The 26,150-nt window shown below is 66.9% G+C and carries 19 protein-coding genes; 9 read left to right on the top strand and 10 right to left on the bottom strand.

All coding sequences use genetic code 11. The annotated features are described in order from the left end of the window. The first annotated feature begins 48 nt into the window (after positions 1-48). Positions 49-846, top strand: a complete 798-nt coding sequence (locus SRU_RS04980) for a CPBP family intramembrane glutamic endopeptidase (RefSeq protein WP_011403704.1) — start codon at positions 49-51, stop codon at positions 844-846. A 33-nt stretch (positions 847-879) separates the two neighbouring features. On the opposite strand, the gene SRU_RS04975 is transcribed toward SRU_RS04980, so the two are convergent. The 10 genes from SRU_RS04975 to leuS form a co-directional block, all read right to left on the bottom strand. Beyond that, positions 880-1,947, bottom strand: a complete 1,068-nt coding sequence (locus SRU_RS04975; protein ID WP_237701970.1) for a PorV/PorQ family protein — start codon at positions 1,945-1,947, stop codon at positions 880-882. A gap of 47 nt (positions 1,948-1,994) precedes the next feature. Beyond that, positions 1,995-3,611 (bottom strand): FlgD immunoglobulin-like domain containing protein, encoded by a 1,617-nt coding sequence (locus SRU_RS04970; RefSeq protein ID WP_164923544.1) that lies wholly within the window; start codon positions 3,609-3,611, stop codon positions 1,995-1,997. Next, on the bottom strand, positions 3,608-4,144 hold the full coding sequence (locus tag SRU_RS04965) for a hypothetical protein (protein ID WP_164923543.1): 537 nt from the start codon (positions 4,142-4,144) through the stop codon (positions 3,608-3,610). The genes SRU_RS04970 and SRU_RS04965 overlap by 4 nt, the downstream gene beginning before the upstream one ends. Before the next feature lie 83 nt (positions 4,145-4,227). Beyond that, a complete protein-coding gene (locus SRU_RS04960) occupies positions 4,228-5,475 on the bottom strand; it encodes a site-2 protease family protein (RefSeq protein ID WP_011403700.1) in 1,248 nt (415 codons plus the stop codon). Between the two features lie 63 nt (positions 5,476-5,538). Then, complete coding sequence (locus SRU_RS04955) at positions 5,539-6,753, bottom strand: pyridoxal phosphate-dependent aminotransferase (RefSeq protein WP_011403699.1); 1,215 nt, start codon at positions 6,751-6,753, stop codon at positions 5,539-5,541. Between the two features lie 138 nt (positions 6,754-6,891). Then, entirely contained in the window at positions 6,892-8,259 is a 1,368-nt protein-coding gene (accC, locus tag SRU_RS04950; protein ID WP_164923542.1) for an acetyl-CoA carboxylase biotin carboxylase subunit, read from the bottom strand. A gap of 264 nt (positions 8,260-8,523) precedes the next feature. Continuing rightward, entirely contained in the window at positions 8,524-9,153 is a 630-nt protein-coding gene (accB, locus tag SRU_RS04945; protein ID WP_011403697.1) for an acetyl-CoA carboxylase biotin carboxyl carrier protein, read from the bottom strand. Between the two features lie 45 nt (positions 9,154-9,198). Then, positions 9,199-9,777: an elongation factor P gene (gene efp, locus SRU_RS04940; RefSeq protein WP_011403696.1), complete on the bottom strand. Its 579-nt coding sequence runs from the start codon at positions 9,775-9,777 to the stop codon at positions 9,199-9,201. A 172-nt stretch (positions 9,778-9,949) separates the two neighbouring features. Continuing rightward, complete coding sequence (gene bshB1 / locus SRU_RS04935) at positions 9,950-10,708, bottom strand: bacillithiol biosynthesis deacetylase BshB1 (protein WP_011403695.1); 759 nt, start codon at positions 10,706-10,708, stop codon at positions 9,950-9,952. Positions 10,709-10,829: 121 nt separating this feature from the next. Beyond that, complete coding sequence (leuS, locus tag SRU_RS04930) at positions 10,830-13,421, bottom strand: leucine--tRNA ligase (RefSeq protein WP_011403694.1); 2,592 nt, start codon at positions 13,419-13,421, stop codon at positions 10,830-10,832. Between the two features lie 187 nt (positions 13,422-13,608). Between leuS and SRU_RS04925 the strand changes: the two genes are divergently transcribed. The 8 genes from SRU_RS04925 (at position 13,609) to SRU_RS04890 (ending at position 26,098) form a co-directional block, all read left to right on the top strand. Then, complete coding sequence (locus tag SRU_RS04925) at positions 13,609-14,040, top strand: CoA-binding protein (protein WP_011403693.1); 432 nt, start codon at positions 13,609-13,611, stop codon at positions 14,038-14,040. A 489-nt stretch (positions 14,041-14,529) separates the two neighbouring features. Then, on the top strand, positions 14,530-15,834 hold the full coding sequence (locus SRU_RS04920; protein WP_164923541.1) for a rhodanese-like domain-containing protein: 1,305 nt from the start codon (positions 14,530-14,532) through the stop codon (positions 15,832-15,834). Positions 15,835-16,013: 179 nt separating this feature from the next. Continuing rightward, complete coding sequence (locus SRU_RS04915; protein ID WP_164923540.1) at positions 16,014-16,652, top strand: hypothetical protein; 639 nt, start codon at positions 16,014-16,016, stop codon at positions 16,650-16,652. Positions 16,653-16,807: 155 nt separating this feature from the next. Then, positions 16,808-18,151 (top strand): ABC1 kinase family protein, encoded by a 1,344-nt coding sequence (locus SRU_RS04910; protein WP_103016681.1) that lies wholly within the window; start codon positions 16,808-16,810, stop codon positions 18,149-18,151. A gap of 254 nt (positions 18,152-18,405) precedes the next feature. Continuing rightward, positions 18,406-19,107 (top strand): TetR/AcrR family transcriptional regulator, encoded by a 702-nt coding sequence (locus SRU_RS04905; protein WP_011403689.1) that lies wholly within the window; start codon positions 18,406-18,408, stop codon positions 19,105-19,107. A 37-nt stretch (positions 19,108-19,144) separates the two neighbouring features. Further along, complete coding sequence (locus SRU_RS04900; RefSeq protein ID WP_164923539.1) at positions 19,145-20,827, top strand: TolC family protein; 1,683 nt, start codon at positions 19,145-19,147, stop codon at positions 20,825-20,827. A 104-nt stretch (positions 20,828-20,931) separates the two neighbouring features. Next, entirely contained in the window at positions 20,932-22,086 is a 1,155-nt protein-coding gene (locus SRU_RS04895; RefSeq protein ID WP_237701968.1) for an efflux RND transporter periplasmic adaptor subunit, read from the top strand. An 85-nt stretch (positions 22,087-22,171) separates the two neighbouring features. Then, positions 22,172-26,098 carry an efflux RND transporter permease subunit gene (locus SRU_RS04890; RefSeq protein ID WP_011403686.1) on the top strand — a complete coding sequence of 1,309 codons (3,927 nt, stop codon included), beginning with the start codon at positions 22,172-22,174 and terminating at the stop codon, positions 26,096-26,098. Positions 26,099-26,150 lie beyond the last annotated feature (52 nt).

Here is a 26,150-nt window from a genome sequence, read left to right as displayed (position 1 = left end):
GCCCCGGTCTTCTCGGCACCGCGTTCGCTGCTCAACTTCCTGCCCCCCATGCTGCACGCACTGGCCGCCCGCCTCCGGACCGAGTGGCGTCGCCTCCGCCGGGCCGCCGCGTCCCTCGACGGGCAAACGACGTTCGTCCTCACGGCCGCGGCGGTGCTCGTCGTCCTCCAGGTCATTCTGGGAGACCGCGGGCTCTTCCGCACCCACCTTGCTGGATTCGTTCCTCGAAGCTGGCAGGGACTAGCGACCTGGGGCTGGTGGTTCGGGATGCAGGGCCTGCTCGGCTTCGTGGTGCCGGCGGTGGCCCTCCGGGCATTCTTTGCGTCCACCCTGGACGAGATCGGCCTGGGCCGGGGCGAATGGCGCTTTGCGAGCATCGTCGCTGCCCTCTACCTGCCGGTCGTGACGGTGGGAACGTGGGTGCTCTCCGACGGCGCGGCGTTCCAGGAGCAGTACCCGCACTACCAGCCGGCAACCCGAGACTGGACCGTGTTCTTCATCTACGAGGCCCTGTTTCTCTTCTACTGGGTCGGGTGGGAGTACCTGTGGCGCGGGTTCGTGCTCTTCGGCACCGCGCCGACCTTCGGCCTGTCGGCCATTTTTGTGCAGGCGCTTCCCTTCGCCGCCCTCCACGTCGCGAAGCCGTGGCCGGAGGCGCTGCTCTCCGTGGTGGGCGGCATCGCGCTGGGCGCCCTCGTCTGGCGCTGCCGCTCCTTCTGGATTGCCGTCCCCATCCACGCCGCCCAGATGATGCTGCTCGACCTGTGGTGCACCCTCCGCGTTCGGACGGGCGTGTCGGGGGTCGGCCTCGACGCCCTGTCGGGGCTCCTGTCCCGACTCGGGTGAGTGGCGCCGCCGACCGGTGCTTGCCGTTGGCCCTCACAGGAAGAGCTCTACGGTGCCGGTGTTCATGACAGTGCGGACGTAGGGCTCAAGCGTGGCCGCGTAGCTGACACGGAGGTCGAGGTCCCCGATGGACTGCCGCACGCCAAACCCGGCGCTGGGGCGGAGGCCGCTCGTGTCGTCCACCCCAAGGCGGTCGACCCCGGCCCGGAGCCGAAGAACCTTGAGGGGACGGTAGGCGACCCCGACCCGGGCCCGCAGGTCGTGCAGGAGGAACGACTCGGTGCGCGTCTGTGCCCGCGGGCCGCCCGACGTTACGAGCGTCTGTGGGTCGCGTCGGTCCCGCGTGGTGTATCGGGACTCCATCTCCGCCAAAAATTGAAGGCGCTCGTCGAGAAGTGAATAGCTCCCGCCCACCTGTACCCGCACCGGAAATCGGTCCGTGTGGCTGCCCCCGCCTGCCGGGGCGGCGTCCCACTCGTATTTGGCCAGCAGATCCTTGACAGTGGCGGCCAGGGACAGTCGCCCGGTGGGCTGCACCCGCACGCCCAGGTCGACGCCAAAGCCCCGGACGGGGTCCACCTCGGGCAGCAGGTCGGACTGGTAGAGCGTGAGGGTTGTGCCCACCGCCAGCCAGTCCGCGAAGCGGTTGCCGAACGCAAGCGAGAGCGCAAACTCGTCGGTTGACAGCGTTTCGGTGCGCACGCCGTCGGCGTTGCGGCCGTCGATGTCGTTGACGCCGGCGTGGGTGAGGCTCAGTCCAATCCCGGCGGTCGGGCCGAGGGGCGCCGTAAATTCGAGGAACTGCAGCTCCCGGTCGAACGACAACAGCGCGGCGGACGCCGAGACTCGCTGGCCAGAAGCGGACGGGAGCAGGGCGGGATTGTAGTGCGGGCTCACGTCCGCGGACGGGTCGGCCACCAGCGCGTTGCCCAGCGCCATGCCCCGGGCCCCAAACCCCAGTCGCGAGAACGCGCCCGTCCCCACGTCCTGACCGCTTGCCGGGACCGACATCCCGACCATGAGCCCGATCCCAAGCAGCATGCTCAGGCCCCCTTGTCGTCCCAGACGACGAATCAGTGATGTGAGACTCCAGCTGCGCATGGACGAACGAGCACGTGAGTGAAAATCGGCGGCGCCGGGCGGAACCCTCAATTTGACAGCAGGATCTTGCCCCGCACCGTTGTGCCCCCCACCTCCACCGTATATAGGTACGTGCCGGTGGGCAGACGGAGGCCCGAGGCGTCGGTCCCGTCCCAGACGATTTCCTGCTGGCCCGCAGGCTCTTGCTCTTCGAGCGTGCGCACCCGGTTCATCCCGAAGTCGTAGATGGACACCTTCACCGTCTGCGGCTCCGGAACGTCGTAGACGATCCGCACCGCATCGTCGCGGGACGGGACGAATGGGTTCGGGTAGGCGTACGTCTCGACGTCGGGGACCTGCTCGGTCGGCTCGTCGGGATTGACGGGCACCTCGGTTCGGAACAGCTGCCATTTAGGACGCGGCGCGTCGGGGGCATCGGGAAGCAGACGCGGCTCGTCCGCCCGGTCCAGGCGCAGCAGGCCCGCCGTCGTCCCCACCCAGAGCGCCGCGGGCGTGACCTCCACAGCGCGGGCCGTCAGCTCCCCCGGAAACGCCTGCTCCGGCTCGGCGAGCGCCACCTCTTCGACGGTGCGCCACGTGCGCCCCTGGGTTTCCGACACGAAGAGCCCGTTCTCCGTGGCGGCGTAGACGCGTGCCCGGCGGGCCGCCACGTCGTTCACCTGCTCCCCGACGAGGGGCTGCCGGAAGGTCTCCCCCCCGTCCGGCGTCACCGTCAGCCCACTGCGCTGGAGCACGCTGCCGCCGTCGGCCCGCAGGGTCGCGATCCAGACCGGGTTGCGCCCGTCAGGGCGCGGCTGCTCGGCCAACCCGAGCACGAGCTGGCCCGTCAGGCTGTTTGGGGTGCCGTCCGGCCGAAAGAGACGCCAGGCCCGATCCCCGGACGGCCCGACGTCCCCGGGGGTGGAGCGGTTGAGGCCCGCGGCGGTGCCGGCCCACACCGTGCCCGTCTCGTCCACCAGCACGCTCAGGGCCCGGTGGTTTTGGAAGCCGCGCCCGTCGTCGAGGGGCGGGGCCACGAGAAAGTCGGTCGGCGTGGTCGGCTCGATGCGGGTGCTCGTGTCGGGCGGCAGCACGGCCCGCGTCCAGGCCGAGTCCTGCGCCGTCCAGCGCCGAAGGCCGCTTCGCCCGCCGGCGGTCCACACGGTGTCGGCCTGCGGCTCGATTGCGAGGTCACGAGGGGGACTCCCGGCCGCCTGCGTGATCGGCACCGCCGGGAGCGTGTCCGCACCGTAGGCGACCGTCGTGTCCGCCGGATCGTCCAGCGGGACCGGCCGCGTCGAGAACGACGCCCCACCGTCGGTCGACACCAAAAACCCGCCCGCCCCGATCGCATTGCCGCCCGCATCGAACGCGAGCCCGGCCCACACGGTCGAAGCCGCCTGCACGCCGCCCTCGGCGGCCAGCGAGAGCACGACGTTGCTTCCGTCCTCCAGCCGACGTGCCACCACCGGGTCGTCCGGCGTGAACAGGCGCGCCTCCTCCTCCGCGTACACCGTGAGCAGGGGCCCTGCCCAGAGCGAGTCGCCCGCCGAGGCCAGCTCCTGGACCGTATTGCTCGCCAGGCCCGGCGTCGGACGCAACGCCTGCAGACGGGGCTGCCCCTGCCCCCACGCCGGCGCGGCCGCCAGCCCCAGCACGATAAGCCACGCGAGGATGCGGTTCACGAGTCGTCTGGGCGGCGATGTACCTGCATGCGAAGAGCATTCTCTCCCTCTCCGGCCCCCGACGTATCCGTCGGCACGAACCGAAACTGCCCCGTCACCTGGTTGCCCGATAGGCTGTCGTCGTCCACGGCAAAGACGCGGACCGTGTAGACCTCGTCAACGAGAGGAACGGAGAGCGGGAGCGTCCCCCCGTACACGGGTGGCTCCACGGCGGACAGGGTCCCCGAGATCGTACGCCGTGGGTTCGACGACGGCTCGAAGACGAACACGACCCGCTCCACCGTCCCGTCCGGGTCCGCCACTCGCGCCGACACATCGACCGCCACCTGGGCCAGCGAATCCACGATCTGCTCGTCGTCCAAATCCGACCCGTGGACGCTGTCCGGAGTCACCTGCAAGTCCGCCACCGACGGCCCCCGCTGAGTGCGCTCCGGGGCCGGCACCGTGTCGCACCCGCCCCACAAGGCCGGCCCCCCCACAATCAGCACGGCCCCCAGCAGACGGCCCAGAATGGGCAATGTCGAGTCCACCATGGCAGAGAAGCCCGGATCGAGTCGGGTGTCCCCAGGCGCCCCGCGCCGTTCGTACTGGCTATGTCTTCGAAGCGCCGGGGGGGCTACACCGTACTCAGGGGCTGTAGGCTGAAGCAAAGAATGAAGATGGCGATGGCCAGGTAGCCCAGGATCCGCCGGCCGGGCGTCAGTCGCTGCGGCCGCAGAACCGGAGGGTGCTTCACCCGGACGAGGAAGATAATGAGAAGACTCCAGACGAGCCAACCGGTCCACCCGAGGCCCGTCCACCCGAGCGCCATCGCGGCGCCCACCCCCGACAAAAGGCCCACCAGTCCGGCCCAGGTGCGCCGGTCGGTCCCCCCGAAGATTTTGTACAGGTAGCCGTAGTAGATCGCCGCGAGGATGAGCCACGACGCCCGCCCCAACCACGGACTCACGTCCTGAAGCGACTGCTGCATTCCATCCATGAACCCGATGCCCCCCGAGAACAGCAGCACGAAGACGAAGGCCTGCGCGAAGCGGCGGTGCCACGCGTCGCCCAGCAGCGCGTACAGCACGTGCCCGCCATCGAGCTGGCCCACCGGAAGCAGGTTGAGCGCCGTGAAGAACAGCCCGAGCCACCCCGCAAAGAGGACCGGGTAGTGGTACATCTCGTACATCGGGGGGACGTTCGCGAAAACCTGGGACAGGGCCCAGTAGAGCGGCGTGTACCCCACGATCAGGACCGGCATCCCGTTGCCCGAGGTGGGGCGCACGTCCGGGAACGTTCCGTGCTGGCGGATGTGCGCCTTCAGCGCCTCGTGGCCCGGCAGGTCGAGCAGGTACTCGGGGGGCGGAAGCGTGGCAAAGCCGTAGATCAGGGCGCCGAGCGCGACCACGAAGCCTGCCAGCGGCCCGGCCACGCCAATGTCGAAGAGCGAGCGCGTGCTCGGGATGCGCTGCCGAATGCTGATGACGGCCCCGAAGTTGCCGATGCCGTTGAACGGAAACGGGATGTAGTAGGGCAGCGACGTGCGCACGTCATGGTACCGCGCCGCGAAGTAATGCCCAAACTCGTGCACCGTGAGGAAGCCGACCAGCGGAATCGCGTAGCGCAGCCCGTCGACGAGCCAGGCCTGATTGAGGGTCAGGAAGAAAAGGGAGATCGTCTGGTCGTGCGCCTCGTAGTGGAGCAGTCGGTTCGCCCACCACGAGGCCCCCACGTACACCGTGGACGCCAGCGTGAGCACGAAGAGTAGGAGGTGCAACCAGTAGCGGTCGGCCGTCGGTTGGGGCGCGCCCGCCGCCGAGGCCGAGTCGGGATCACTGTTTACCTCAATCCGGGCGTCACCGGAGGACTGATTCGGTTCCACGAGCGAAAACGTGCGTCAGTAACAATCGTGATCGGGCCCCGGTGCCGCTCGGCATCGCCCCCGTCAGCGAAGCGCCGCGAGCCCGGCCTCAATGCGGTCGAGGCCCGTTTCGAGGTCCTCCATCGACGAGGCGTAGGACAGGCGAAGCCCGTCGGGCTCCCCGAACGCCGGCCCCGGGACGAGGGCGACGTCCTGCTCCTCCAGCAAGTAGAAGCACAGGTCGCCGCCGTCCTCAATCGTCGAGCCGTCCGGCGCCGTGGCCCCGAAGAAGGCCGACACGTCCGGGTACGCGTAGAAGGCTCCCTCGGGGGTGGGGCACTGCACCCCGTCGATGGCGCGGAGGCGCTCCAGGACCACATCGCGCCGGCGCCGAAAGGCCGACACCATCTCCTCCACCGGCTCCTTGTCCATCTCCAGGGCCGCTACGCCCGCCTTCTGCGTGATGCTGCTGGGCGCCGAGGTGAACTGCCCCTGGATCTTGCCCGCGGCCTCGGCAATCGGCCCCGGCGCGGCCATGTAGCCGAGCCGCCACCCCGTCATGGCGAAGCCCTTCGAGAACCCGTTCACCGTGACGGTCCGCTCTTTCATGTCCGGAAGCGACGCGAAGGCACGGTGTTCGGCGTCGTACAGCACGTATTCGTAAATTTCGTCGGACACGACGTAGATCCCGTCGTGGTCGCGTAGCACGTCGGCGAGCGCTGCCAGCTCGTCGGGCGAATACACGGTCCCGGTGGGGTTGGACGGGGTGCACAGGATGAGCAGCCGCGTCCGCTCGGTGATTGCCTTCTCCAGGGCCGCAGGCGTCAGGCGGTACCCGTTGTCTACGTCCGTGGGCACCGGTACCGGCTCGGCCCCACTGAAACGCGCCATCTCCGGGTAGCTCACCCAGTACGGCGCCGGAATGAGGACCTCATCGCCCTCGTCACAGAGGGCGTGGATGGCCAGGGCGAGGGACTGCTTCGCCCCGTTCGAGCACACGACCTGCTCCGGCGTGTACGACAGGTCATTGTCGCGGTCGAGCTTGCTGCAGATGGCCTCCCGGAGCTCCAGCGTGCCCGGGTTCTCGGTGTAGTTCGTGAACCCGTTCCGGATGGCCTGCACGCCCGCATCCGAGATGGGTTTGGGCGTCTCGAAGTCCGGTTCCCCGGCACTGAGGGCCACGACCGGGTGTCCCTGCCGCCGTCGCTCCTCGGCGCGCGACTTCATGGCGAGCGTGGCGGAGGGCTGCATCGCGGCCACGCGGTCGTTAAATCGAACGGAATGGGGTGAGGACGACATGGGGAGGCACCTGCGAACCAGCGAAAAGAAGAATGTCGGCGTGCCCGGCCCCAAGGAGACGGGCACGTTTTCCCCTGACTGCGTTTCGGGCGCGCCGGGCGTGTGTCACTCTCTTGGGCCGCGAACACGGTCTGCGCCCTACGCGACCTCCGCCGGGGCGGCGTGCATTTCGAAGTCATCGAGGAAGCGGGTGTCAAAGTTGCCCTGCTTGAACCGATCGTCGTTCATCAGCTGCCGGTGGAAGGGAATCGTGGTGTCGACCCCCTCCACGACGAACTCGGCGAGCGCCCGGCGCATCTTCCGGATCGCCTGCTCGCGGGTCTTGCCGTAGGCGATGAGCTTGGCGATCATCGAGTCGTAGGTGGGCGGGATGCGGTAGCCCGAGTAGGCCGCGGTATCGATCCGGATGCCATGGCCGCCGGGCTGGTGAAACGCCGTGATGTCACCCGGGGCGGGGCTGAAGTTCTGGAAGGGATTCTCGGCGTTGATGCGGCACTCGATGGCGTGGCCCTCCATGGGGGGGCGCTCCTCACTGTCCACGGTCTCGCCCATCGACACCCGGATCTGGTACTCCACCAGGTCGCAGTCCGTCACCTCTTCGGTCACCGGGTGCTCCACCTGGATGCGCGTGTTCATCTCCATGAAGTAGAAGTTGCGGTCGGCCCCCACCAGAAACTCGACCGTCCCGGCCCCTTCATAGTCGACGGCCTCCGCCCCCCGAATGGCGGCCGCACCCATCTCTTCGCGGAGCTCCTCGTCGACGACCGGCGAGGGGCACTCCTCAAGCAGCTTCTGGTGCCGGCGCTGAATGGAGCACTCCCGCTCCCCGAAGTGCATCACGTTGCCCTGCCCGTCGCCCAGGACCTGAATCTCGACGTGGCGCGGCTTCTCGACGAACTTCTCGATGTACACCTCGGGGTTTCCAAAGGCCGCGTCGGCCTCGGAGCGGGCCCCGTTGAAGGCCCGCTCAAACCCATCGGCCTCCCGCACCAGCCGCATGCCGGTGCCCCCGCCGCCCGCAACGGCCTTCACCATAACGGGGAATCCGATGTCGGAAGCGATCTCGTAGGCGGTGTCAAGGTCGCCGACCGTGCCGTCGGACCCCTCCACGATGGGCACGCCCGCCTTGTGCATCTCCTCCTTTGCCTTCGACTTCTCGCCCATGAGGGAGATTGTCTCGGCGGAAGGCCCGATGAACTCGATGTCGTTGTCGGCACAGATCTGGCTGAACTCGGCGTTCTCGGCGAGGAAGCCGTAGCCGGGATGAATGGCGTCGGCCCCGGTGACCTCCGCGGCGGCAATGAGGCGGTCGGGCCGCAGGTAGCTCTCACTGGACGCCGCCGGCCCGATGCATACGGCCTCGTCGGCGAATCGGACGTGCAACGCGTCGCGGTCGATCGTCGAGTACACCGCCACGGTGTTGATGCCCATCTCGTGGCAGGTCCGGATCACGCGCAGCGCAATTTCGCCGCGGTTGGCAATCAGAATTTTTTGGATGTCACTCATGTGGGGTCTGGGTCCTGCGAATGGAGGGGCTTCCTTTCCTGTCGTCGGTCTCGGGGGAGGAGGTCTGTGGGACGGGCGCTGTGGGCCCTGCGGCGTGGATGAGCGCACTGGACCTCGTCACGCATCGTGGTCCGCACACGGCACTGGCCCCAGAGCCCGTTCCGGCTCGACGGCGAAGGGTCGAAGAAAGAGGGTCGTCGGCGGCTCAACATGAAAACGGCCCCGGGCTTCCCGGAGCCATCAGCATGACAAGACGGCGATGCCTTACCCTTCGTCGAGCACGAACAGGGGCTGATCGAACTCGACCGGCTCGGCGTCTTCGACCAGGATCTCCTTGACGGTTCCCGAGGTTTCGCATTCGATCTCGTTCATCAGCTTCATCGCCTCGATGATGCAGAGCACATCGCCTTCCTGCACCTCGTCGCCCACCTCCACGAAGGGCGGGTCGTCGGGGGAGGGGGCACGGTAGAAGGTTCCCACAATCGGGGCCTTCACCACGTGCTCCTCCGCGGCGGCTTCCGTCTCCTCCGCCTCGGCCGTTCCGTTCTCGGTCGCATCCGGCGCCGTGGAGGTGTCGTCCTGGGCCGCCTCGTTGGCCGCCTGCGCCCCGCCGGAGGCCGGGGGGGGCGACGAGGCGGGCGCGTGGGACGGCTGCTGCTGGGGCTGAGGCGCCTGTTGGGGGGGCGCCTGCTGAGGCGGGGCCTGCGGCGGGTATTGCGGCTGCCGCGGGGGCCCGTACTGCATCTGGGCCGGCTGCGTCGCCGGCTGCATGAGAACCTGCTGCGGGCTGTCTTGCCGAATGGTGAGCTTGAAGTCGTCCTCCTCAATCTCAACCTCCGACACCCCGCTCTCGGCGACAAGTCGAAGCAGTTCTTGAATCTTCGAGAGCTCCATGCGTCTGGATACGTGTGTGCGAAAGAACGGCGGGCGCGCCCCGGGTTACACGGTGGAGGCGGCCGATACGCGGGTCTCGTACTCTTCGGTCTCGGTGTTGAGACGGACGACGTCCCCCTCGTTGATGAAGAGCGGCACGTCGATGGTCGCCCCGCTCTCCAACGTCGCGGGCTTGTCCCCGCCCTGCGCGGTGTCGCCCTTCACGCCGGGCGTGGTCTCCGTGACCTCAAGGTCCACCTTCTGCGGCACTTCGGTGCGGAGCGGCTCCTCGGTGTCGGCACGGAAGACAATGTCGACGTCGCCCCCCTCCTTCAAAAACTCGCGCCCCTCCACCTGCTCCGGCGGCATCGAGAATTGCTCGTAGGACTCCTGATCCATGAAGTGAAGGCCATAGTCGTCCTCGTAGAGGTACTGGTGCTCGCGGCGCTCGACCCGCACCTCGTCGACCTTCGCCCCCGCCCGGAACGTCTCCTCCACCTCGTGGCCGTCCTTCACGTTCTTGAGGGTGGTACGGACGAATGCCCCGCCCTTGCCCGGCTTGACGTGGAGGAAGTCGACGATCTCCCAGAGATCGTCCTTCCAGATGAACGTCATGCCGTTTCGAAAGTCACTCGTGTCCGCCATGGGGGGAGGAAGGTCGTTTCGTCGCAGTTGCAGTGGGGTAATATATTACGTCGCGGGGAGCGGTGTCAACTCCCAGCCGCCTTGGGCGGGTTTGATTGTAGCTAAAAACGTAGACCGGTCGTTTGTTGCGGGGTCTGGGCCCGTCCCGCCCGCAATTCACGTGGGATCCAGTTCACCGAAACTCCTTCTCCTTGCTGAGCACGCCGGGCAGGTCCGTGACGCCGAAGGGGCCGTGCCGGTACTTAAACGGCTCGCCGTAGGTGGCGCCCACCGTGTATCCGTAGGTGCGTGCCCGCGATTTTACCCATTCGAAGAATTCCGGGTTGGACACGAAGGTCTCCGGCTCGTCCGGGTCCGGCTCGTAGTCGGGGTTGTGGAACTGCGACGCGAAGGCCTGCAGCGCCTCGATGCGCTGGTCCCATACGTCGGTCACGTCCACGACCATCGTCGGCTCGAAGGAGACGGCCTGCATGTAATGAAGCACGTGGTGCGGCCGCCAGGGCGCCTGCGGAGTCCCGTCGGGGCCCGTCGTCTCAATCTCCTGGAGCCCACTGTAGTAGAGGGCATCAGTGGACAGGTCGGCGGCGTCGCTGTGGTCGGGGTGGCGCGACTCGGGGGCATTGAGGAGGACAATGTCGGGCCGGTACCGGCGCACCGCCTCGATGACCCGTCGCTGATTGGCCTTCGTGTTGCGAATGTCCCCGTCCATCAGCCCAAGGTTCTCGCGGGCGCTGAGGCCGATGATATCCGACGCGCGCTCGGCCTCCTCCATCCGCTGCTGGGGGGTGCCTCGCGACCCCAGTTGGCCCTTTGTGAAGTCGACGATGCCCACGTCGTATCCCTGCTGGGCAAGGAGGCACACGGTCCCCCCCGCGCAGAGCTCTACGTCGTCGGGGTGGGCGGCGAAGGCGAGGACGTCGAGGGTGGGCATGGGAAGTGCGATTTTCAAGGCTTGCAAATCGGAGAGAAAACTGCCCTGGACTGGAGGTCCGTATTGCGTATTTCGTATTGCGTGGGCGATACACAGATACGCAATACGCACAACGAAATACTCACCCGGTCACGAAGTTGACGATTTGCCCCGGCACGTAGATCTCGCGCTGGAGGTCCTCGTCGTCGAGGTGACGAGCCACATTCTCGGCCTCCTTCGCGGTGGCGAGCACGTCGGCCTCCTCCGCGTCGGCCGCCACCTCGATGGTGGCGCGGACGGTGCCGTCCACCTGTACGGGCATCTCCACGACCTCCCGCCGGATCAGCTCGTCGTCGTACGCCGGCCAGTCCGCGTAGGCCAGCGACTGGTCGTGGCCGAGGCGCGCCCACAGCTCCTCGGCGAGGTGCGGCGCGAACGGACTCAACAGCAGGACGAACGGCGTTGCAACCTGCCGCGGCAGTGCGTCCCACTTGTTCGCCGCGTTCACGAACTCCATCATCGCCGCGATGGCGGTGTTGAAGTCTCGCGCCTCAATGTCTTCCGTCACCGTCTTGATGGTGCGGTGCAGCGTGCGGAGCTGCTCGCGGTCCGGCTCCTCGTCGCTCACCGCAAGCCCGCCACTGTCCGCGTCGACGACCAGGCGCCAGATGCGGTTGAGGAACCGATGGACCCCCTCCATGTCGTCGGTGCTCCAGGGCTTGTCCTGCTCCAGCGGCCCCATGAACATTTCGTAGAGGCGGAGCGTGTCGGCCCCGTACTCGTCGACCACGTCGTCGGGGTTGATGACGTTGCCGCGGCTCTTGCTCATCTTGTGGCTGCGGGCGTCCACCCGCACCGCCGGCCGGTCCGCGAGGACGAACACGTCCCCGTCCTTCTTGACGTCCCCGTCGTCCACCGGTACGGGCGTGAGGTCGGCATCGTCGTCCACCTGCTCGGCGGAGACGAATTCGCCGGCGTCGTCCCGGTACGCCGTGTACTCCGTCTCGCCCAGGATCATGCCCTGATGCACCAGCGTCTGGAACGGCTCCTTCGTGGAGACCACGCCCGCGTCGTAGAGCACCTTGTGCCAGAAGCGGGCGTAGAGCAGGTGCAGCACGGCGTGCTCGGAGCCGCCCACGTACAGATCGACGGGCATCCAATACTCTTCTTTCTCCGGGTCGACGAGCTGCTCGTCGTTGTCCGGGTCGATGAAGCGGAGGTAGTACCAGCAGGACCCCGCCCATTGGGGCATCGTGTTCGTCTCGCGTTGGGCCGGCTCGCCGGTTTCCGGGTCGGTCGTCTCCCGCCAGTCCTCGATGGTGGCCAGCGGCCCTTCGGGCGTGCCGCTCGGCTCAAAGACATCGAGGTCGGGCAGCGTGACCGGCAGCTCCTCCTCCGGCACCGGCTTGTCCTCGCCGTCCTCCGTGAAGACGATGGGGAACGGCTCGCCCCAGTAGCGCTGGCGGCTGAAGAGCCAGTCCTGTAGCTGGTAGTTGACGGTGCGTTCCCCCTTCTCTTCCTCGTCGAGCCACTCGGTGATGGCCTCTTTCGCCTCCTCATTGCGGAGCCCGTTGAGGGAGACCGCCTCGTTGGCCGAATGGACGTGCGGCCCGTCGCCCGTGTACGCCTCCTCGTCGATGTCGCCCCCCTCCACGACCTCCCGGATCGGCAGGTCGTATTTGTTGGCGAACGCGTGGTCGCGCTCGTCATGGGCAGGGACGGCCATGATGGCCCCGGTGCCGTAGGAGACGAGCACGTAGTCGGCCACCCAGATCGGAATTTCCTCCCCGTTCACCGGGTTCACGGCGTAGCCGCCGGTAAACACGCCCGTCTTGTCGCCCTGTTGTTGGCGCTTTCGTTCGCTCTTCCGGAGGGCCTGTCGGCAATACTCGTCTACGTCTTCACGGTGCTCGTCGGTCGTAATCTCGTCGAGCAGCTCGTGCTCGGGCGCCAGCACCATGTAGGTGGCGCCGAAGAGGGTGTCGGGCCGCGTGGTGTAGACCTCCAGCGCGTCGTCCGCGCCCACAAGGTCGAAGTAGACGTTCGCCCCCTCCGACCGGCCGATCCAGTTGCGCTGCATCTCCTTCGTGCTCTCCGGCCAGTCCAGGTCCTCCAGCCCCTCCAGCAGCCGATCGGCGTACTCGGTGATCTTCAGTACCCACTGCCGCATCGGCACCCGCTCGCAGGGATAGCCGCCCCGCTCGCTCTTGCCGTCGATGACCTCCTCGTTCGCCAGCACGGTGCCCAGCTCCTCGCACCACCACACCGGCTCCTCGGACTGGTAGGCGAGTCCTTTTTCGTAGAGCTGCAGGAAGATCCACTGGGTCCACTTGTAGTAGTCCGGGTCCGTGGTGTTGATCTCCCGCTGCCAGTCGTACGAGAAGCCGAGGCGCTTCAGCTGCCGCTTGAACTGCGCGATGTTCTTCTCCGTCGTCTCGCGCGGATGGGTGTTCGTCTTCAGCGCGTACTGCTCGGCGGGGAGGCCGAACGCGTCCCACCCCATCGGGTGCAGCACGTTGAACCCCTGCTTGCGCTTGTAGCGGGCCACGATGTCGGTGGCCGTGTAGCCCTCCGGGTGGCCCACATGGAGGCCCGACCCGCTGGGGTACGGAAACATGTCGAGCACGTAGAACTCCTCCTGGTCGTCCGGCACCTCGTCGGGCGTGCGGAAGGTCTGGTGCTCCTCCCAGTACTGCTGCCACTTGGTTTCAATGTCGTGAAACGGATAGGCCATGACGGGCGGCGGCTGGACGGTCTAGTGAACTGTGGCGTCGAGGACGCTCCCCGCTTCGTGCTCGGCACAGGTCGTAACGAACACCGAATTGTACGGGACGGAGGGGAGAAGAGGATCCTGGAGTACGGCATAGGGTAAGCACCGCCCCTCCGCCTCTCCACTGCCCACGCACGAATTCAATCGTTCTATGCCCGACAATCCGTCCCTGGACCTGCTCACTGTGCTCGACACGGCCGACACGATTGCGGTGGTCGGCTGCTCGGCCACCCCGACGCGCACGAGCCACAAGATTGCCCGGTACCTGCAGGACCGCGGCTACCGCATCGTGCCGGTCAACCCGAACTACGACAAGGTGCTGGGCGAACCGTGCTATCCGGATTTGCCGAGCCTCCCGGCGGCGGTGAACCTCGACATCGTCGATATCTTCCGTGCCCCAGAGCACACGGCGGACATGGTCCGGTCGACAATTGAGCGCGTCGAGCAGACGGACGAGCATCCGGTGATCTGGACGCAGCTCGGGGTGTCGACCACGGAAGCAAAGGCCCAGGCCGAAGAGGCGGGGCTGCCCTACGTGCGCAACCGGTGCATCAAAATCGAGTACGACCGGCTCCTCGCGTGAGCACCACGTGCACGGGCGGCTGCTCGTCTGCCCCCCGACGGTGCCTTTTCTGTCACTTCGGTCTTTCCTCCTGTAGACTCGGCCCCACGCGAGACGGAGACAGCGAACCCCGTCGGCCAGCGCCGCCCTGCCGCGGGGAGCGGTCGCTCGACCGCCGGAACGTCCGAGGCCGAACGCATGCGATGGCGGTCGAGCCGGCTCGGGCGGGCACCGCTTCTGGGGGCACTCGCCATTCTCTGGTTTGCCGTCCTCCTCCCTCGGGGGGGGACTGCAGGCGCCGGGCCGGGCGCACGCGGCATCCGTCGATCCACCGGGGTCTGTGCCGGGTCTCGCCCACGTCCCGCCGCCTTGCTCCGACGCTCCGCTAAAGTTGTTGCGGGTTTTTCTGTATTCGGATGTCCAGCGACGGCCTTCGAGAGTTGCGTCTTATCGCCCGCTCCCTCAAATTCGTTGGCGAGCGTTTTTCTGTTATGCCTCCTCCCCGGACTGATGGAAGAAACGATCCACACCGTCTCCACCGAAGCGTTCGCCCTGCAGGCGGAAGACCCCGACCACACGATTCTCGACGTTCGCCCCATCGCGGCCTACAACGGCTGGCCCCTTCAAGACGAGTCCCGAAGCGGGCACGTGCCGGGCGCCAAGAGCCTGCCCCTGCAATGGACGCAGTACATGGACTGGGTGGAGGTGCTCGACGAGAAGGGACTGTCGCAGAATGCCCCCGTGACGGTGTACGGCTACACCGCCGATGCCGCGGCGGAAATGGCGGATAAGCTCTCGCGGCTCGGCTTTGAGGCGGTCGGCGTCTACGACGGCTTTTTGGAGGACTGGGCGCCCGACCCGGACCGGCCCCTCCAGCGCATGGAGCGGTACCAACAGCTCGTCTATCCGGAGTGGGTGCAGCGCCTCCGCACCGGCGAGACGCCCCCCGGCATGCGGGGCGACGATCATGTCCTGTGCCACGCGCACTTCGGCTACCGCCAAGATTACGAGGACGGCCACATCCCCGGCGCCATCCCCCTCAACACGAATGCCCTGGAGTCGCCAGAGACGTGGAATCGGCGCTCCCCGGAAGAGCTGAAGTCGGCCCTCGAGGACCACGGCATTCGCCACGACACCACCGTTGTGCTCTACGGGCGCTTCTCCTACCCGACGTACGACCAGGACGATCCCGCCCAGAGCGCCGGCCACCTGGGCGCGATGCGGTGTGCGGCGTTGATGCTGTACGCCGGGGTGGAGGACGTCAAGATCCTCAACGGTGGGATCAGCACGTGGGAGTCCGCCGGCTACGACGTTTCGACCGACGACGTGGAGCCGGCGCCGGTGGATGACTTCGGGGCCGAGGTGCCGGCCCATCCGGAGTACATGCTCACCCTCGACGAGGCGAAGGCCCTTCTGGAGGCCGACGACGGCGACCTCGTCAGCGTGCGCAGTTGGGCCGAGTTCATTGGGGAGCGGAGCGGCTACCACTACATCGACAAGACCGGCCGCATCCCGGGGGCGGTGTTCGGCAACTGTGGAAGCGACGCCTACCACATGGAGAACTACCGCAATTTCGACTACACGACGCGGGAGTTTTCGGAGATCGCCGGGAAGTGGGCCGAGATGGGCATCACGCCCGACAAGCACATCGCGTTTTACTGCGGTACGGGCTGGCGCGGCAGCGAGGCGTTTATGAACGCCTACCTGATGGGATGGCCCAACATTTCGGTCTACGACGGCGGGTGGTACGAATGGAGCAGCCACCCCGACACGGAGACGGCCACGGGGGTGCCCGAGAACGACGTCCCGGCGTAGGGCGCGAATGGATGCGTTTGGGAGTGGACGCGGCCCGATGGAGCCTGTTCGGCGTCCGGCACCGCGGCCCGTGGAAAATCCTACGGAATCGTGCGTAAGGGCCCTCTCAATGCCTGTCCATTTCTTTTTCTCTCTGCCCCATTCCCGACCCCGACGCGTTCGCCGAGAAAAAGCAGCTCGTGGAATCGGCCCTACGGCTCCGCAGAGAGCAGGAGGCGCCCCTGACCGTGCCGGCGGTCTGTGCCGACGCCGAGGTTGAACGGGCCGTGTTCGAGGCCCACTTCGAGACGGTCGACGAACTGCCCCCGGCCTTCTACGACCTTACGCTGGAGCAGTACCGGATGCTCACGGCGGCCACGACCGGCTACGAGGACTTCTCCTTCGAGGAGCGGCTGGCGTCGTTCTACTACATTCTGCTCGACGCGCTCGGGGAGCACCGCGCATTCGTCCAGGCCACCTTCGACGACCGGGCCCGCTACCAGTCCTCGTTCCGAACCGGGGTGCGGAGCGCCCTCCGCGGCCTCCTGACGGAGGATGGCCTCGTGCCGGGCACAAACCAGCTCGTCACGGGCCTGTGGCCGGTGCACGAAGTGCTGACCGAGGTCACGTTCGCCCTCATCCGCCACTGGATCCGGGACGAAACCGAGGACCAGGAGGCCACCACGGCGCTCGTCGACAAGCTCGTTGCGTTCGTCGCCGAACTGGTGACCTTCCGCGGCGTATCCAGTGGTCTGAATCTTGCCTGGCACATCGTACAGCACGATTCGCTGGGGATCGGGCGGCTCCCGATCGTGGGGCGGCTCTTTTCCGGAACGTAGTGTCCACGTCCAGACCGTGTTGCCCTGTTCGAGGGTTTCGTAGTGCGTGTTGCGTATCGGAGCTATTGCGCAATACGAAATACACCGTACGCAATACTTCTTCCGCTTCGGCCGTTTCCCTTTTCCGCAGCACCTTTCATGAACTTCGACGCAGCATGAGCACCGACGACGCCTCCGACGACTTTCCCGCCTCCAAGCTGGAGCGGAGCGGCCTGTTCGCCAAGACGGGGCTGAAGGTGGGCAAGAACTACGCCCAGTACCTCATGGACCGGGCCACCGGTGCGGAGGAGGAGGCGCGGAAGCGAGAGCTTAACGCACAGAACGCCCGCGATCTCTTCGAGGAGTTTACCCGCCTCCGCGGGACGGCCCTCAAGCTCGCCCAGTCGATGAGCATGGACACCGGGCTGCTGCCGGACGAGTTCATGGAGGTGATGGCGGAGGCGCAGTACAGCGTGCCGCCGATGAACAAGGCGCTGGTGCGCAAGCGGATTCGGGACGGGCTCGGGCGCTTTCCGGAGCTGCTCTTCGACGACTTCGAGCCGGAGGCGATGGCGGCCGCCTCGCTCGGGCAGGTCCACCGGGCGCGCCTGGACGACGGCCGGGACGTCGCGGTGAAGGTGCAGTATCCGAACGTGCGGGAGACCATCGAGTCCGACCTGTCGGTGGCCCGCACGCTGTTCGAGCGCCTGATTCAGGGCGACGGGGTGGACGCCCATTTTGAGGAGGTGAAGGCCCGGCTCCAGGAGGAAACAGACTACCTCAATGAGGCGCAGAACATCGACCACTTCGCGGACCAGTACGACGGGGAGAAGCTCGTCGTCCCCCGCCCGGTCCCCGACCGGACGGCCGAGACGGTCCTGACGATGACGCACGTCGACGGCCAGCACCTCGATGCCTTCCTCGATGCGGATCCGAGCCCAGGCGAGCGTGATCGATTTGGGCAGCTGCTGTGGGACTTTCTCCACGAGCAGGTGGCGGGCAATGCCCGTACCCTCCACGCCGACACCCATCCCGGCAACTTCCTCTTCCGCGACGACGGGCGGCTCGGGGTCATCGACTTCGGCTGCGTGAAGACCTTTCCCCAGCAGTTCCGCGACGACATGCTGCGCCTCTTCCGGGCCCGCATGGCCGGCGACGAGGACCAGATCACCGACCTTCTTTACACCCTCGACATCCTCCACGACGGCCTCCCGGCAGAGACCCAGGAGGAGCTGCGCCACTTCTTCGACGAGTACGGATCGCTTATCGTAGAGCCCTACCGCCAGTCGTCCTTCGACTTTGGCGACCCGGCCTTTCGGGACCGCCTGCAGGACTGCTTCGAGCAGGCCTCCCACCTCCGCGCCGCCACAGGGTCTCCGCACTTCATCTTTCTCAATAAGGCCCTGGTCGGCCTGCTCAACCTGCTGACCCGGCTTGAGGCCCGCGTGGACACCACCGAAAGCCTGTCGCTCCTGAACGAGTCGCTGGAGGGACTCGGCTGCGCCGCGGTGGAGCGCTAATGCGCGGCACGTGGCACTGCTCTCGGCCCCCAGGCCTCGCCTCCACGGAGGCCATCCCCATCTGGATCCAGGGGGTCGATACGGTCGCATCCTGTGGAGCCCCGACCACGGTCGCTCCTTCGCAGGATCCCCGCCCAATCTTCATGGCGCGTTTCCCAAACGCACCGAACGGATCGCCCGCGAAGTGACTATACGGTCACTCGGTGACTCAGTAGTCATATTCTGACCGTTCAGCCATCCGGGCACTTCGCTTCATGGCCAGTTCCCCCGATCCGTCTCTGTCCCGTCGCGAGCGTGAGCGCAAGCGACGACGACAGGCCATGCTCGATGCCGCACGGGCCGTCTTCGCGGAGGAGGGATACGCCGACGCTACGCTCGACGAAATTGCGGAGCGGGCAGAGTTCGGCAAGGGGACGCTGTACAACTACTTCGAAGGGGGAAAGGAAGAGCTCTTTCTCGCCGTTTTCGACGAGGCCTCCCAGGAGCTAGAAGGGCTCATCCGGACGGTCTTCCACGCGTCCCCCGGCGGCCGTCCGCTGCGGGACACGGTCCACGAGTTCGTGGTGCGCTACTTCGAGATGGTTCGCGACCAGCAGGACCTGTTTCTCGTTCTGGTGAAGGAGGTTCACACCATTGCGTTCAGCGACGAGACCGAGCGCGTCGAGTTTTTCGAGAAGCAGCAGGAGCGTGTGCTGGGCACCCTTGTGCCTGTGCTCCGTGAGGCAATGGACCAGGCGGAGATTCGACGCCTCTCCCCCACACTGGTGGCGAACGTCCTGTTCACGAGCCTCCGGAGCATGGGGACGCACCACATTCTTGAGGGCGACCACGCCCCCACCGACGGCCCCGCCGGCGCGGTTCGTCCCCTGAACAACCCCGACCGGGCGGCCGACGCCCTAACGACCATTCTGTTCGACGGCCTGGCGGTCGGGGATGCCTCCTCGGCCTCTGCGTGACGTGTTCGATCCTCCATCCGACGTGACGACGCCTCTCATGCGTACCTCCCATTCCTCGCTTTTGGCCGTCGGGCTGGCGGTGTGCGCCTGCGCGGTTCTTCTCGCGCCGTCGGCCGCACCGGCCCAGCCGATTGAGCCGATCCGCCACTCGGACACCACAGCCCACCCAGACACCTCACGGGACCGGGCATCCGCTCGTCGCCGGTCGGGCACCCTGCTCTCCGTCACCGACGCAATTCAGGTCGCTCTGGAGGAGAGCTATTCCCTGCGGGACGTGCAGCTCGACGTGCGCAACGCCGACGCCCGCATCCAGAGCGCGTGGGGGCGGTTGTACCCCCAGCTCGACGCCACCGGCAATTACACCCGCAATATCAGGACCGCCAATCCGTTCGCCGGCAGCGACGTCACGGGGCTCTTCTCGGGCGGCGGCGCGTCGGAGTGGGTCACGTTCAACGAACAGCTCCGGACGGATGGGAACCCGAATCCCGATCCCATCACCATCGAGGAGTTTCGGAGGCGCCAGCAGGCCGGGCGCCGGGAGGCCGGCATTACGCCGGGCAGTGGGGGAGGAAACCCATTCGGGGTGGCCAACCAGTTCACCGGGGCCCTCCGCCTCCGGCAGACGCTCTACAACGGCCAGGCCATCGCGGCGGTGCAGGGGGCCCAGACGCTCAAGGACCTCAACCAGACGGCCCTCGATCGGCAAAAGCGGGTGCTCGTCAACGAGGTGCGGCAGGCCTACCACGACGCCCTCCTGGCCCGTGCACAGATCGACGTGGCCCGGCAGGGCCTGCAGCGGGCGCAAGAAACATTTCGCGAGGTGTCCCAGCAGGTCTCGGCCGGCACCGTGCCGAAGTCCGAGCGCCTGAGCGCAGAGGTGGAGCGGGCCAACCGCGAGACGCAACTGGTGCAGGCCCGATCCGACTACGCCTCGGCCCTCGATGGGTTGAAGCAGACCATGGGCATCGACGCCGACGCCGCAATCCAACTCACCGGCGACTTAGAGGCCGACCAGCGCGACCAGTACGCCGAGGTCTCGGTCCAAAGTGCCGTAGATCGGGCCCTCCGAAACCGGTCAGATTTGGAGCGGGCCCGCCTCAACGCCGAGCTGCAAGAGGTGCGCAAGGACACGGAGCAGGCCCGCTACTTCCCCACCGTCGCGGCGGTGGCGAACCTGTCGATGTCCGGGCGCATCCCGAGCGACCGGACCTCCGTGATTTCGGACCCGACCGATCCGTTTGAGTTCGACACGCGGACACGGGGTGTCTTCGCGGACTCGTACTGGAATCCCTCGCTCAGCGTCGGCCTGGAGCTGAGCTGGAATCTTTTCGACGGCTTTCAGCGGCGGTCGAGCATCCAACAGCAGGAGGTGGCGGTGCAGCGCGCCGAGCTGCAGGTGTCCCAGCTCCGCCAGTCCGTCCGCATTCAGGTGCAGCGCGCCCTGCGGAATCTGGAGGCGGCGCGCCAGCGGATTCAATCCCAGTCCACGAACCTGGAGACCGCCCGTACCAACTACCGCTTCGCCCAGCAGCGGCTCGGGCAGGGCGTCTCCAGTCCGTTTCGGGTGCGCGAGGCCTCGCGGCAGCTCGACCAGAGCCGCCTCAACTACCTGCAGGCCGTCCGGGATTACATGAACGCCAAGAGCGCCTTCGAAACCGCCGTCGGACAGCCCGCCGGGGTGCCGGACGCCGCCTCCTTCGAGACCGCCCGCCTCGAATAACGCGGCGTCTCCGCCCAGCCCGGCGGCACGCTTCAGAACGGCTCCGTCTACGCGACATGCCTTTTGGCCCTTCTTCCTTTCCGACAACGTTTCCCCGCTTCCCGATGCATTGGCCCACGGTTTCTTTCCTCTCCTGGTCGCGCCCGGTCGCGGCCGCACTGCTCCTCAGCCTCCTGGCAGGAACGACTGCGTGTACCAACGGCGCCGCCTCGGAGGGGGCCGGCCAGGGGCGCACGCCCCAGGCCTCCCGGGTGGAAACCCTCGTCCTGTCCCCCAGCTCGTTCACCGATGTCGTTAGCCTGACCGGCAGCGTAGAGGCCCTCGACGACGCCACACTCTCGGCCCAGACCAGCGGGCCCGTGACGATGCTTCGGGACCTAGGCACGCGCGTAGAGGAGGACGAGATCGTGGCCGAGATCGACGCAGAAGAGGCCGAGGCGGCAGTCGAGCAGGCACGCGCCCAGTACGACCTGGCCCAGGATCGCTTCCAGCGCCAGCAGCCGCTTTACCGCGACTCCGTGATCAGCGCGTTGGAGTTTGAGCAGGTGCGCTCGGAGCGCAACCAGGCACGGGCCGCGCTCTCCCAGGCCCAAACCCGGCTCAACAACGCGCAGATACGAGCGCCCTTCGCCGGCAGCATCGAGGAGCGGTTTACCGAGGTGGGCGAGCAGGCCTCGCCGGGCACTCGAATCGCGCGCCTGGTGAACACCCGCCGGGTCAAGGTCACCGCCGGCGTTCCGGAGCGCTACGCCAACGACATTCAGGCGGGCACGCCCGTGCAGCTCGACTTTCGGCGCTACGGGGCGGGGGTCCGCACCGCCGAGGTCACATTCGTGGGAAGCACAATTGACCCTGAGAGCCGCACCTTCAGCATCGAAGCGACCGTGTCGAACGAGCGCGGCACACTGAAGCCCGAGATGGGCGTCAACCTCCGTGTCACCCGCGCCGTCATCGACAGCGCCATCACGATTCCCCGCTCGGCCGTCGTTCGGGACGAGTCCGGCACGCACGCCTACGTGGCGGAGCGAACCGACTCGACGGACGTGGCCCGGAAACGCACCCTCGCGCTCGGTCCCTCCAGCGGGGGACTCGTCGTCGTAGAGTCGGGCCTCTCCGCCACCGACGAGGTCATCGTTGTGGGACAGAACGACGTGTCCCCGGGCGCCCCGGTCAGCATTGCCCAGCAGTACGATAGCACCACGGCGGCGGGCACGCCGTACGAGGGCAGCTCGTCGCTTCCCACCCCGCCGACCGACTGACCAGGAACGCCTCACGGTGACGCGGGGCGGCGCGCGCCCCACGCCCCGATAGACACTCTGCCTCGTACCATCCGCCCTCTCCGCGATGAAGATCACCAACCTCTCGATCAAGTACCGCACGGCGATTGCCGTCTTCACACTGATCCTGGCGGTCGGCGGGCTGGCGAGCTACCTCACGATTCCGAAGGAGTCAAACCCGTCGATCGAGTTCCCGCAGATCGTCGTGACGTCGGTCTACCCGGGCGCCAGTCCGAGCGACGTGGAGTCGACCGTCTCTCAGGTGATTGAGCAGGAGATCAGTTCCATCAACGGCATCGACGAGATGCGCTCCACCTCCTCGGAGGGGGTCTCCACCATCGTCGTCGAGTTTACGCCGGACGTGAACACGGACAAGGCCTACCAGGAGGTGAACCGGGCCGTAGACCGCGCCCAGCCCGACCTGCCCGGGGCCGTGGAGGAGCCGCTGGTCGACGAGATCAACACCGACCAGTTCCCCATCATGACGGTCAACCTCTCGGGCACCTATTCGCTGGCGCGGCTGAAGACGGTGGCCGAGGACCTGCAGGACGACCTCGAAGGCATTTCCAGCGTGCTGGAGGCCAACCTGATTGGGGGGCTCACGCGCGAGGTGCAGGTGAACGTGGACCTGGCGGCCCTCAAAAACTACAACGTCTCCTACAACAGCCTGGTGAACACCATCCAGCAGGAGAACACGAACATTCCGGGGGGCTCCATCGACGTGAACCGACTGAACTACCTCGTTCGGGTCGACGGCCAGTTCGACCAGCCGGCCCAGCAGATCGAAGAACTGGTGGTCAAGACCACCGCGAACGGTCGCACCGTACAGGTGAAGGACGTCGCGGACGTGATTTTCGGCTTCAAGGACCGCACGTCCTATTCTCGCCTCCGCGTCCTGAAGCGAGAGCGCGCGGACGGCGAAACCGTATCCGTGCCCGCGTCGGAGCGCCGCACGGCTCAGGTCATCTCGCTAAACGTCACAAAGCGGCCCGGCGCCAACATTCTGGAGACCTCCGACGCGGTGAAGTCGACCCTCGATGCGTTCAGCTTTCCCAGCGGTACGGAGGTGCTGCTCACCGGGGATCAGAGTGAGAACGTACAGTCGCTGGTGACGGACCTGGAGAACAACATCATCAGCGGCCTGATCTTCGTGATCGCCGTGCTGCTGTTCTTCCTGGGGGTGCGCAACGCCACGCTCGTGGGCATCGCCATTCCGCTGTCCATGTTTACCAGCTTCCTCGTCTTTCAGGCGCTAGGGTACACCCTCAACTTCATTATCCTCTTCTCCCTCATCATCGCCCTGGGCATGCTGGTGGACAACGCGGTGGTGGTAATCGAAAACATCTACCGCTTCCGGGAGCAGGGCTATTCGCGGTGGGAGTCCGCCCGGCTGGGCACCGCCGAAGTGGGGGGGCCGGTGGTCGCCGCCACCGCCACGACGGTCTCGGCCTTCGCCCCGATGCTGCTCTGGCCCGGCATCATTGGGGAGTTTATGAGCTACATGCCCCTCACGCTCATCATTACGCTCACGAGTTCGCTGTTCGTGGCCCTCATCATCAACCCGGTCATTACGGGCTTCTTCGTGGAGGTGAAGGGCCGTTCAAACGGGGAGAAGGGCTCCTCGCGGTGGCCGGCCCTGGCGCGATACGGCGGCGTGGGGCTGATTCTGCTCCTGGGCGTGACCCTCGGCATCGCGAACTGGAAGACGCTGGTCGTGGTCGCGACGGCGGTTCCGGCACTCTACCTTCTGCACGTCTACGTGATGTCCCCCATCGGCGATCGCTTCGTCGAGAGCGGCCTGCCGCGCCTGATCCGCTGGTACCGCGGCTACCTGCAGCGGATGCTGGAGCGCGACTACTCGGTTCCGTACGCCTTCTTGCGCAACACGGGCGCGCTGACGGCCCTGGCCGCCGGCGCCCTGCTGGCCGCCGGGGGCGGCCTGATCACGACGGTGGCCGGCCAGACCGCCGGCCTGCTGCTGCTCGTGCCGGGCGGCGTGCTGGCGGCCCTCGGCGCCCTCGGCGTTCTGGTGCACACCCTCGAAAGCATCTACCTGGGCGGCTGGACGAGCGTGAAGGGGGGCGTTGGCCTGCTCGCCGTGATGCTCGCCGTGCTCGGGCTCAACTACCTTGCCGGCGGCATCGGCCCCGGCACCATGCTCCGCCTGGCGGCGGCCCCCGTGTTCGTCGTGGGGGTGGGCCTCATCGGGGCCCTCTTCAACACCCGCGACCGCCTTCTGCTGACGGACACCCGGGCGGCGCTCCTGAACGGCTCGCTCGGCGGCCTCGTGCTCATCGTCGGGCTCTACCTGGTCGCCCCCACCGGTCAGGCGTTCTTTCCCGACACGGACCCGAACCGGGTGCAAATTACCGCCGAGGCGCCGCTGGGCACCAACATCGAAGCCTCCAACCGCATCGCACAGACGGTGGGGGACCGCATCCTGAAGCTGCTGGACCAGAACCCGAACTCGGAGGCCAACATCGAAAACCTCCTGGTGAACGTGGGGGTGGGCGGGGACGCCCAGTTCGGCGGCGGGGCCCAACAGCCCGAGCGCTCCCGCGTCTCCCTTAACATGGTGGACTACGCCGAGCGGCCGGAGTCGTCCACCCGCACCCTGGAGAAGATGCGTGCCCAACTGCAGGGCATTCCGGGCACCGAGATTGAGTTTACGAAGCAGGAGCAGGGCCCCCCGACCGGCCCCCCGGTCAACATTGAACTCTCGGGGCCGGAGTTTGAGCGGATTGTCCAGATCTCGAACGAGGTCAAGCGCCGGCTCACGGACGCGGCCCAGAGCGGGCGCCTCCCCGGCCTCGTCGATGTCACGGACAACCTGAACACCGGACGGCCCGAGGTGCAGGTCGACGTGGACCGCGCCCAGGCGGCGGAGTACGGCCTCTCGACGAGCCAGATCGCCCAGACGGTGCGGACCGCCATCCAGGGCACGGAGGCCGACACCTACCGCAGCGGGGAGGACGAGTACGACATCACCGTGCGCCTCCAAAAGCAGGACCGAAAGAGCATCGAGAGCCTCGGGAGCCTGACCGTGACCAACCCCCGCGGCCAGCAGATTCCCCTCACCTCGGTGGCCGACATTGAGGAGGGAACCGGCTTCGGGTCCATCACCCGAATCGACCAGAACCGCGTGGTGACCGTCTCCGGCGGCGCCGCCCCCGGCTACAACGGCCCAGAGGTGCTAACCCGCGTGCAGGACGAGCTCTCCGAGTACCGGCAGGGCCTGCCCCCGGGCTACACGATGGAGTACACCGGGGGCAACGAGGACCAGCAAGAGTCCTTCGGCTTCCTCACGACGGCGCTCCTGATCGGGGCCTCCCTGATTCTGCTCATCCTCATCGTGGAGTTCAACTCGATCAGCGCCCCGTTCATCATCATGGTCGCCGTGGGCCTGAGCATGATCGGTGTCCTACTGGGCCTCATTCTCACGCGCACGCCCTTCAACCTCTTCACCTTCATCGGCATCATTGCCCTGGCCGGCATCGTGGTGAACAACAACATTGTGCTGGTCGACTACATCATGCAGCTCCGCGGGCGCGGCCAGGACAAACAGGAGGCCATCGTCGAGGGCGGCGCGACGCGCCTGCGGCCGGTCCTCCTCACCGCCCTCACGACCATTCTCGGCCTCGTTCCGCTTACCTTCGGCATCAACGTCGACTTTGTGGGCCTACTGGCCGACTTTGCCCCGAACTTCCAGTTCGGAAGTGAAAATACGCAGTTCTGGGGCCCCATGGGGACGGCCATCATCTCGGGGCTCACCTTTGCCACCTTTCTCACCCTCGTCATCGTCCCCGTCATGTACTCGGTATTTGATTCCGTGAGCCTGCGCCTGACGACGGCCTTCGGCGGCAGCTCGGACGACGCCTCGATCGTCAGCGAGACGGTCGTGACGGACAGCCTGCTCGATGACGGCTCCCCCGGCGACGGGGCCCCGGCGGGCGATGCCTCGACGCCACAGGCGGATCGTCCCTCCAAGACGTGAAGGCGGGGACGCCCCCTCTGTCTTTCCCGGACGCATCGGGGCCGGAAGACGA

This window comes from Salinibacter ruber DSM 13855, assembly GCF_000013045.1.
Classification (GTDB): Bacteria; Bacteroidota; Rhodothermia; order Rhodothermales; family Salinibacteraceae; genus Salinibacter; species Salinibacter ruber.
This window is presented reverse-complemented; position numbering and strand designations above follow the sequence as displayed.

Coding starts and splice junctions, on each gene's coding strand:
- SRU_RS04980 (WP_011403704.1), top strand. CDS start 49: ATGCTGCACGCACTGGCCGCCCGCCTCCGGACCGAGTGGCGTCGCCTC.
- SRU_RS04975 (WP_237701970.1), bottom strand. CDS start 1,947: ATGCGCAGCTGGAGTCTCACATCACTGATTCGTCGTCTGGGACGACAA.
- SRU_RS04965 (WP_164923543.1), bottom strand. CDS start 4,144: ATGGTGGACTCGACATTGCCCATTCTGGGCCGTCTGCTGGGGGCCGTG.
- SRU_RS04955 (WP_011403699.1), bottom strand. CDS start 6,753: ATGTCGTCCTCACCCCATTCCGTTCGATTTAACGACCGCGTGGCCGCG.
- accC (WP_164923542.1), bottom strand. CDS start 8,259: ATGAGTGACATCCAAAAAATTCTGATTGCCAACCGCGGCGAAATTGCG.
- accB (WP_011403697.1), bottom strand. CDS start 9,153: ATGGAGCTCTCGAAGATTCAAGAACTGCTTCGACTTGTCGCCGAGAGC.
- efp (WP_011403696.1), bottom strand. CDS start 9,777: ATGGCGGACACGAGTGACTTTCGAAACGGCATGACGTTCATCTGGAAG.
- bshB1 (WP_011403695.1), bottom strand. CDS start 10,708: ATGCCCACCCTCGACGTCCTCGCCTTCGCCGCCCACCCCGACGACGTA.
- leuS (WP_011403694.1), bottom strand. CDS start 13,421: ATGGCCTATCCGTTTCACGACATTGAAACCAAGTGGCAGCAGTACTGG.
- SRU_RS04925 (WP_011403693.1), top strand. CDS start 13,609: ATGCCCGACAATCCGTCCCTGGACCTGCTCACTGTGCTCGACACGGCC.
- SRU_RS04920 (WP_164923541.1), top strand. CDS start 14,530: ATGGAAGAAACGATCCACACCGTCTCCACCGAAGCGTTCGCCCTGCAG.
- SRU_RS04910 (WP_103016681.1), top strand. CDS start 16,808: ATGAGCACCGACGACGCCTCCGACGACTTTCCCGCCTCCAAGCTGGAG.
- SRU_RS04905 (WP_011403689.1), top strand. CDS start 18,406: ATGGCCAGTTCCCCCGATCCGTCTCTGTCCCGTCGCGAGCGTGAGCGC.
- SRU_RS04900 (WP_164923539.1), top strand. CDS start 19,145: ATGCGTACCTCCCATTCCTCGCTTTTGGCCGTCGGGCTGGCGGTGTGC.
- SRU_RS04895 (WP_237701968.1), top strand. CDS start 20,932: ATGCATTGGCCCACGGTTTCTTTCCTCTCCTGGTCGCGCCCGGTCGCG.
- SRU_RS04890 (WP_011403686.1), top strand. CDS start 22,172: ATGAAGATCACCAACCTCTCGATCAAGTACCGCACGGCGATTGCCGTC.